This is a genomic window from Nitratireductor lacus (genome assembly GCF_056431025.1).
Genome location: NZ_JBWKMB010000018.1, coordinates 80,567 through 88,949, shown reverse-complemented (window position 1 = coordinate 88,949; position 8,383 = coordinate 80,567). Strand labels below are relative to the sequence as shown.

The window sequence follows — 8,383 nt, the reverse complement described above, 5'->3', positions numbered from 1 at the left end:
AGTGTCGCTCACGCGGCTCTCTATGATTTCCCCAACAAGGCCGAACCTCAGCGCCGCCAGCGGCGTGCCGCCCTCGTTGGTGAGGCGTATATAGGCCGGACCCAGTTCCACTGTCAACGAGGAATTTGCAAGTTTTGTGAATTTCTTTGCCGACCCGGGAAACCACGCACCTCATATGATGGCAAGGTATTGATTTATAAGCTTTACAGGCCTTCATTCACAGGCTCGATTTTGCTTGAAAGCCTTCGTTTTCAGGGTTTTTCCAGAGCACGCCGGCAAAATTTCTGCCGGTCCTGTGACGGCGGGCCCGCGCGGTCGCCCACGGCTCCCCGATACCCGGCTGAAACACCTCTTAGCCGCGCCCAAAATCGGCTTTATTAAAGCTCGGCCAGCCGCCTTTCCAGAAATCGGCGCTCTGCCGACTGGCGTGCAAGGGCCAATGCGCGACGGTAGGCATTCTTCGCCTCGACGTCCCGACCCAGGCGGCGCAGCAGGTCGGCGCGGGCCGCATGGGCCAGGTGATAGGCGTCGAGACCACCGTCAGCCATCGCGGCATCAATGGCGGCGAGGCCCGTCTCCGGTCCATCGCGCATGCTGATCGCGGCGGCCCGGTTGAGCGCCACAACGGGAGATGGATCAACCAGTGCCAGTATATCGTAGAGCGAGACGACCTGCCGCCAGTCCGTCGTTTCGGTGCTGGCTGCCGCAGCATGTTCGCCGGCGATGGCCGCCTGCAGAAGATAGGGGCCGAGCCGCCCGGCCTCGAGCGCCTGGTTGATCAGCGCCCGCGCCTCATCGATCATGGCACGATCCCAGCGCGAACGGTCCTGTTCTTCCAGGAGAATGATGTCTCCCGCCGCATCGACCCGGCTTTCGCGCCGTGCTTCATGAAGGAGCATGAGCGCGAGAAGACCCTTCACCTCGGGGTCGTCCATAAGCCCTGCCATCAGCCAGCCAAGCCTGATTGCTTCCGCAGAGAGGTCTGCGCGCGTCAGTTCCGCCCCAGCCGTAGCCGCATAGCCTTCATTGAAGATGAGATAGATCACGCGAAGAACGCTCTCGATCCGCGTGGGCAGTTCGGCTGGAGCCGGGATTTCGAAGGGTATGGCCTCATCGCGGAGTTTCGCCTTGGCGCGCACGATCCGCTGCGCGATCGTCGGGGCGCGGGTGAGGTAGGCGCGGGCAATCTCCTCAGTCGTCAGCCCGCCCACCTCCCGCAGTGTCAGCGCGACGCGGGCGTCGGCTGGAAGATCCGGATGGCAACAGATGAAGATCAGCCGCAATTCGTCGTCGCGGATATGCTCGGGAATGGCTGGTTCGGATGCCGGGTCGGCCAGAAGGGCAAGCTGCGGCAGGGCGTTTGCAAGCCGCGCCTGTCGCCGCCAGCGATCCACGGTCTTGAAACGGCCGGTGGAGACCAGCCAGGAATAGGGATTGGCCGGCACACCCTCGCCTGGCCATCTCTTCGCCGCGGCGGCAAAGGCCTCTTGGAGCGCCTCTTCCGCCGCGTCGAAGCTGCCGAGCAGGCGAATGAGCGTGGCAAGCACGCGCCGCTTCTCATTGCTGTAAGCCGCTTCAAGGGCGGCGCGTGCCTCCACCTCGGTCACAGCTGCGGCGGCGGGCTCGAGAAGTCCACGAGCGGGCGGACTTCGATGGAACCGATCTTCGCCAGCGGATGGCCGCTGATGGCGCGCACGGCGTCATTCAGATCCGGTGCCTCCACGAGCACGATGCCGCCAAGCATGTCCCGCGTTTCCATGAAAGGACCGTCCACCGCCGACATCTTACCGTCACGAATCTGAACGGTCATGGCCGTCTCGGGCAGTTCCAGTGCCTCGCCCATGACGAAATGGCCCGTTTCCTTCAGCTTCTCGTCATAGCCGGCGCATTGGCCCAGTGCTGCATTCGCTTCCGGGCTGCCGCCGAAAAGCACCTTCGGATCGTAGTAGATAAGGCAGGCATAGCGCATGGTGTCTCTCCTTTGATGAGCGCTTCGAACGCCCATGGTCGTTTTCGTACGACCGGATTCGACACCACCATGCGAAATTTTTTGCGACCTGTCGAAACGAACCTCAATCCATCAGGCTCGGCAGTCCGGTTGCCAGAATGGGGAACGCGCAAACCAGAATAAGCACCGCAAACGGCGGGATGAGCCAGGGCAGGATCGCCCGGGCCAGCCGGTGGTAGGGCACATTGCCCACCTGCGCCACCACGAACAGCGCCATGCCCATGGGCGGGGTGAGGATCGAGATCATCAGGTTCAGCACCACGATGATGCCGAAATGGATCGGGTCGATGCCATAGCCCATTGCCACAGGCACGAGGATCGGCACCACGATCAGCAGGATCACCAGCGATTCGATGAAGCAGCCGAGCAGGAAGATCATCAGATTGACGGCGATGAGGAAGCTGAGCGGCCCATCGGTCAGCGTCAGGAAAAGCTGGGTTATCTGCTGCGGCGCCTGCTCGCGCGCGAGAATGAATCCGAGCAGCCCCACGCCCGCAATGATCGTTGCGATGGAGGCGGACGTGGTTGTCGTCTCGTAGATTGCATCCCACAGCCGCTTCAGGGTCAGCTCGCGGTAGAAGACAAGATCGATCAGGATGGCATAGAGCACGGTCACCGCCGCTGCTTCCGTGGGCGAGAACAGACCACTGAAAATGCCGCCGACGATCACGAAGGGCGTGGCCAGCGCCGGGAACGACTTCACGAACAGCACGCCGACATTGCCCATGCCCTGCCATGCGTCACGCGGGTAGTTGCGCTGCCTGGCCAGCACATAGACCATAACCATGAGCGAGGCCGCGCACAGGACGCCGGGCACGATGCCGCCCAGAAACAGCCGCCCGATCGAGGTGTTCGACACCACGCCGTAAAGCACCATGGTGATGGACGGCGGCACCAGTGGGCCGATCATAGACGAGGCGGCGGTGACGGCTCCGGAGAAGTCGTCGTCATAGCCGGCCTCGCGCATCGATTCGATTTCCATCTTTCCAAGCCCGCCTGCATCGGCAAGCGCCGAGCCGGACATGCCGGAGAAAAAGAGCGAGGCGAGCACGTTCACATGGCCGAGCCCACCCGTGATGTGCCCCACCAGCGCACGCGCAAAACCGAAGAGGTGGCGGGTGATGCCTGCCGAGTTGAGGATTGCCGCCGCCAGGATGAAGAGCGGAACGGCGAGCAGCGGGAAGCTGTTCAGCCCATCCACCATGCGCTGCATGGCAAAGGAAATGCCCATGCCCGAATAATAGAAATAGCCCATCGATACGAAGATCATGGCCACACCGATGGGCACCCCCACCAGCACCATGCCGAGCCAGGCGGCTCCAATCGTTGCAAGGATCATTGGTGGAACTCCCCGGCGTCACCACCGCGCAGAAGCATGGCAAGCCGCCGCGCAATGCGATGCAGAATGAGGACCGAGGCCACCAGCCCGGATGCGTAGAGAACCGCGTCGCTCATGGGCAGTGTCACCGCTTCATTGTTCCAGGTGCGCAGCACGGTCTTGTAGGAGATCCAGACGAGGTGGGCGACGATCGCCAGATAGACCACGTCAATCAGGATAAAGAGCAGGCGGCGCCAGGAGAGTGGCAATGCGTCTGCGATAAACCCCATGCGCAACTGGCCGTTCTGCCGCTCCACCTCGGCAATGCCGATGAACGCCATCCACACCCAGAGCCAGCGCGCCGCTTCCTCGGTCCAGACCGGCCCGGTGAACAGCGGCGTGCGGCCAAAGATCTGGATCAGGAGCACGCCAAACAGAACAATGAAGAGAATGGAAGCGACACAGCCTTCAAGGCTGTATCTGCGCAGAAACGACATGCGATGACCCCAGCTATCGAGGGAAAGGCGGCGGGGCCGACGCCCCGCCCCATGTTTCAGTCGCCGATGACTTCGGCAATCGACCCTTCGCCGAACTCGGCTTCGAGCTCGTCATAATAGGGCTTCATGGCGGCGCGGAAGGGCTCGAGATCAGGTTCGGTAATGGTCAGGCCACGCTCCTTGAACGTCTCCAGCAAGTCCTTCTCCGCTTTGAAGGTCAGTTCGTCGGAGACGTCGCCGCCAGCCTCGACGGCCGTCTGCACCCATTCCTTCTCCTGATCGGACAGGCCATCCCAGACCGATTTGGAGATCTGCACCGCCGAGGACGCCACGAAGTGATTGGTGAGCGCGATGTGGCTCTGCACCTCGTAGAACTTCATCGCCTCGATGGTCGGCAGGGGGTTTTCTTCGGCATCCACCTGGTTGGTCTGGAGTGCGAGATAGACCTCCTGGAACGCCACCGGCGCCGGCGTCGCGCCCACATTCTCGGCATAGGCGATGAGGAACGGCACATTCGGCGTGCGCATGCGCAGGCCCTTCATGTCGTCCATGGATTCGATCGCCTTGTTCGAGGTGGTCTGGCGTGTGCCGTAGTACCAGGTGTCGAGCAGCTCGATGCCCTGGTCGGCGAACTTTTCGTCCATCTTCTGACCCCAGGGCCCGGCGACGATCTTTTGCAGATGATCGAAATCGCGCACGACATAAGGCGCGCCGATCAGCTTCAGCTCGGGGATCACATAACTCATGTCCGGATAGCCGGTCATGACCATGTCGAGCTCGCCGGCCTGCACCTGCGCCACCATGGCCTTGAAGTCGCCCAGCTGCGAGGACGGGAAGATTTTTACCGTCATTTCGCCGCCCGAAATCTCGGCAAGCTTTTCCTGAAACGCCTGCGCGCCGCGGTAGACATTCGACACCTCGTTGTCCTGCATGCCGAAGGTCAGTTCCTTCGCGTGCAGTGCAGCGGAGCTGAGGGCGAGCGCTGCCGCGCCGAGCATCAGTTTCGAAATCAGTTTCATGCAATCCTCCCTTGGAATGTTGAACAGGCTTCCCGGCCTGCCAAGTCAGTCAGTTTTGTCTTCTTCTTTCTGGAAGTAGTCGGAGACCTTCCGCGGGCTTTTCAGCCGCGCGCGATAGGAGCGCGCCAGGTGTCGGTCCATGACATCCGTCGCGGTGATCATGTCGCCATCGATGATGGCCTGATAGATCGCCCGGTGTTCTTCATAGGCGACCGTGTCGTGCTTGGCCGGGTCATCCGTTGGCGGCCGCTGCGCGAGCATGGCGCTGACGAACATGTCATGCAGGCTGAGTATCACCGGATTGCCGACCACCGACACGAGTACGCGGTGAAAGGCGATATCGGTGCGGGCGAATTCAGGAGTTCCGATCGCCTCGAAGTTTTCCTCCAGCGCCGCACGCAGCTTGGCGATCTGCACATTGTCGGCACGCTTGGTGGCCTCGCGTGCTGCGCCCGCTTCAATGAACTGACGCATCTGCTCGAGATGCGCGCCGCTTTCCGCATCGCCGAAAATGTCACGGATATGATCGCCGGCCAGTTGCAGCACCGTCTGCAGGGAGGGTCGCGCCACACGCGGGCGGCGCCCCGCACCGGCCTCCGCATAGCCGCGCGCCTGCATCTGCTGCAGCGCTGCACGCACCGTAGGGCGCGATGCGGAGAAGCGCTCACAAAGCTCCCGCTCGGTCGGGAGAAACGTCCCGGTTTCCAGACGGCCCTCGCGCGCTTCCTCGATCAATGCCTCGGCGATCTCATCGGACACACGCCGTGTTTCCACCATTTCTTCCGGCTGGGCAGCGGACACGTTTCTCACTCCGGCTGGGCCCCGCCTTCACGCCTGTGCGGCAGAGCTGCTTGTCCAAACTGATATTTTGGTATTACCAAACATAATTCTTGTCAAACAAAAATCCCCTTCTATGCTGATGCAGCCTGCCAAAGGGACGATTCAACGGCAGGCAGGACCCGAACGCCGCTTCCAGAATGCAAGGAACAACCGCATGACCAATCCGCTGGCGGGCATGTATGCCGCCCTCCTCACCGGCCTCAGCGATACGGGCGATTTCGATTCCGGGCGCCAGAAGGCGATCGATGCCTATGTGCTGGGGCAGGGTCTCGACGGGCTTTATGTCGGCGGCAGCAGCGGCGAATCGGGGCTTCTGGGCGTTGATGAACTTCTGGCGCAGCAGGCGGTCGTCGCTGAAGATGTGCGAGACTCCGCCGCAACACTGATCGCGCATGTGGGCGTTCCCAATCTTCGCGATTCGATCCGGCTCGCACAGAACGCCCAAAAACTCGGCTATCATGGCCTTTCGGCCCTGCCGCCGCATTCCTACCCTTTTTCGGATCGCGAGATTTTCGCCTATTACGAAGCGCTGTCAGCCGCCACCGACCTGCCGCTCATTGTCTATGAGGTGCCGGTCCGCACGGGGCGTCCGTTCAGTCTAGACCTGCTCGGCCGCATTCTCGCGCTGCCCGGTGTCGGTGGCATCAAGTTCACGTCTATGGACCTCTTCAAGTTCGCCACGCTGCGGCGGCGGTTTCCCGAAAAGACCTTTTTCTTCGGTTTTGACGAAGTCTACCTGTCTGGCGCGGTCATGGGCGCGCATGGCGGCATCGGCACCACCTACAATCTGCTCGGCAGGCTCTATGCCGCGCTCAAAGAGGCGGTGAAGAAAGGTTCGCTGGAACGTGCACAGGAACTGCAGACAGTCTCTCAGCGTTTCGTGGAAACCCTGATGGAGACCGGCGTGCTGCCGGGCATGAAGGCAGCACTCCGCCAACGCGGGGTCGACTGCGGGCCGACGCGACTGCCGCTGGCCCCGCTGGTTGACGATTGCGAAGCGCGCATGAGTGCCATTCTGGCCGATCCGGAAATCGCCGCTTGGGTGGGCTGATTTTCGCTCTCTCCGCGACTTGCCGTTTCCAGCCTGACGGCTAGAACAGTCAGCGCAATGTGCGAAGAGGCGAGATTCCCATGAGCGTGACAATCGAAATCACCGATACGCCGGATGAGGTGGCGCTCGCACGGGTGGAAACCGAACTTGCCGCATTCAACGACGCCGATGTCGGCCCTTCGGAAAAGGCCACACTTGCCATCCTCGTGCGCGATGAACGCGGTGCGGTGGTCGCCGGCATTTCCGGCTACACCGCATGGGGCTGGCTCTACGTTCAGAAACTGTGGGTGGATGAAAGCCTGCGCGGGCAGGGCATGGCCGGGCGCATGCTGGCCGCGGCGGAAGAAGAGGCAGAGCGGCGCGGCTGCCATGGTGCCTTCATCGACACATTCAATCCTGGCGCGGAAAAGGCCTATACGCGCCAGGGCTATAAAGAGTTCGGCCGGATGGATGACTTTCCGAAAGGTCGCAGCCGCATCTTCCTCCAGAAGCGGCTTGGCCCAACGGCCAGCGATTAACGGGCGATCTTTCCGCCGCGCAGCGGCTCGGGCGCGCCCGTCGTCGTCGGGAAGCTGATCGGCATATCGCGCAGCACGCGCACAGCCAGAAAGGCAAAGCACTCGGCCTCGATGGCGTCGCCACGCCAGCCCACGGTTTCGGCGGGGGCTGCTTCCACGCCGGCGCGTTCCCCCAGCATCTTCATAATGGTCGGGTTGTGCCGGCCACCGCCGCATACAAGAAGCCGCTTGGGCCGAACCGGCAGAAGATCGAGCGCCTTGCCGACCGCCGATGCGGTGAAGGCCGTCAGCGTCGCCGCACCCGTCTTGGCATCGAGCCCATCCGCCATGGAGGCGCCGAAGTCGAACCGGTCGAGCGATTTCGGATAGGGCGCGGTGAGGTAGGGATGCTTCAAAAGCTCCGCCAGACGCGCCTCGTCCACCGTGCCGGAAGCGGCAAGCGCGCCGTTACGGTCCATCTCGCCAAGCCCGTGTGCCTTGACGAAATCGTTGATCGGCGCGTTTGCCGGGCCGGTGTCGAACGCGATCACCCGGTCCGCACCATCCCACCAGGTTACATTGGCCACGCCGCCCAGATTGAGCACCGCTGTCTCGCCGCTCGTATCCACGTCACGCAGAAGAGCCGCGTGGTAGGCTGCCGAAAGCGGCGCGCCCTGCCCGCCGGCGCGCATGTCCGCCGAGCGAAAATCATAGACCACCGGACAGCCCAGAATAGCGTGCATCAGGTCGCCGTCGCCGAGCTGCCGCGTCTCGCCGAGACGCCCTTCCTGCGGCGCACGGTGCAGAACCGTCTGCCCGTGAAAGCCGACCGCGCCGATATCGGCCATGGTGAGGCCATGGCTTTCCACCAGCGCACGCACAGCCTCTGACTGCGCGCGCGTCAAAACCTCTTCCGCCTCGGCGAAGATCGCCGGTCCATCGCCCTTAAAATTCCAGGCCCGCGCCTGCTGCAGCGTTTCTTCCAGAAGGTCGCGCGTCGATTGCGGATAGGGCGCCAGCGTGTAGGCGCCGAACGCTTCGATGCGCTCGCCATCCGTTTTCAGAAGCGCCACGTCGATGTTTCCGTCAAGTACGGTGCCGGTCATCAGGCCGACGGCCCAGACAGGCTCAAATCCTTCAGCCATGTGCGTTC

At 62.5% G+C, this 8,383-nt stretch carries 9 protein-coding genes; 2 read left to right on the top strand and 7 right to left on the bottom strand.

The genetic code is table 11. The features are described 5' to 3' along the window. Nucleotides 1-377: 377 nt before the first annotated feature. From AC07E3_RS16145 to AC07E3_RS16120, 6 genes are all read right to left on the bottom strand, one after another. Entirely contained in the window at nt 378-1,607 is a 1,230-nt protein-coding gene (locus AC07E3_RS16145) for an RNA polymerase sigma factor (protein ID WP_478363316.1), read from the bottom strand. Next, on the bottom strand, nt 1,604-1,969 hold the full coding sequence (locus AC07E3_RS16140; protein WP_007010531.1) for a YciI family protein: 366 nt from the start codon (nt 1,967-1,969) through the stop codon (nt 1,604-1,606). The genes AC07E3_RS16145 and AC07E3_RS16140 overlap by 4 nt, the downstream gene beginning before the upstream one ends. Before the next feature lie 103 nt (nt 1,970-2,072). Continuing rightward, on the bottom strand, nt 2,073-3,347 hold the full coding sequence (locus tag AC07E3_RS16135) for a TRAP transporter large permease (RefSeq protein ID WP_478363313.1): 1,275 nt from the start codon (nt 3,345-3,347) through the stop codon (nt 2,073-2,075). Beyond that, the gene (locus tag AC07E3_RS16130) at nt 3,344-3,823 is read right to left on the bottom strand and encodes a TRAP transporter small permease (RefSeq protein ID WP_478363311.1); all 480 of its coding nucleotides are present in this window, start codon (nt 3,821-3,823) and stop codon (nt 3,344-3,346) included. Before AC07E3_RS16130 ends, AC07E3_RS16135 begins: the two co-directional genes overlap by 4 nt. A 56-nt stretch (nt 3,824-3,879) precedes the next feature. Next, entirely contained in the window at nt 3,880-4,842 is a 963-nt protein-coding gene (locus tag AC07E3_RS16125; RefSeq protein WP_478363309.1) for a sialic acid TRAP transporter substrate-binding protein SiaP, read from the bottom strand. A 45-nt stretch (nt 4,843-4,887) separates the two neighbouring features. Then, a complete protein-coding gene (locus AC07E3_RS16120; protein WP_255606427.1) occupies nt 4,888-5,643 on the bottom strand; it encodes an FCD domain-containing protein in 756 nt (251 codons plus the stop codon). A gap of 193 nt (nt 5,644-5,836) precedes the next feature. On the opposite strand from AC07E3_RS16120, the gene AC07E3_RS16115 reads away from it, so the two are divergent. Both AC07E3_RS16115 and AC07E3_RS16110 read left to right on the top strand, forming a co-directional pair. Further along, entirely contained in the window at nt 5,837-6,733 is an 897-nt protein-coding gene (locus AC07E3_RS16115; protein ID WP_478363307.1) for a dihydrodipicolinate synthase family protein, read from the top strand. A gap of 80 nt (nt 6,734-6,813) precedes the next feature. After that, nucleotides 6,814-7,251, top strand: a complete 438-nt coding sequence (locus AC07E3_RS16110; protein WP_478363304.1) for a GNAT family N-acetyltransferase — start codon at nt 6,814-6,816, stop codon at nt 7,249-7,251. On the opposite strand, the gene AC07E3_RS16105 is transcribed toward AC07E3_RS16110, so the two are convergent. After that, the gene (locus tag AC07E3_RS16105) at nt 7,248-8,375 is read right to left on the bottom strand and encodes an anhydro-N-acetylmuramic acid kinase (RefSeq protein WP_478363302.1); all 1,128 of its coding nucleotides are present in this window, start codon (nt 8,373-8,375) and stop codon (nt 7,248-7,250) included. The genes AC07E3_RS16110 and AC07E3_RS16105 overlap by 4 nt on opposite strands. Between the last annotated feature and the right edge of the window lie 8 nt (nt 8,376-8,383).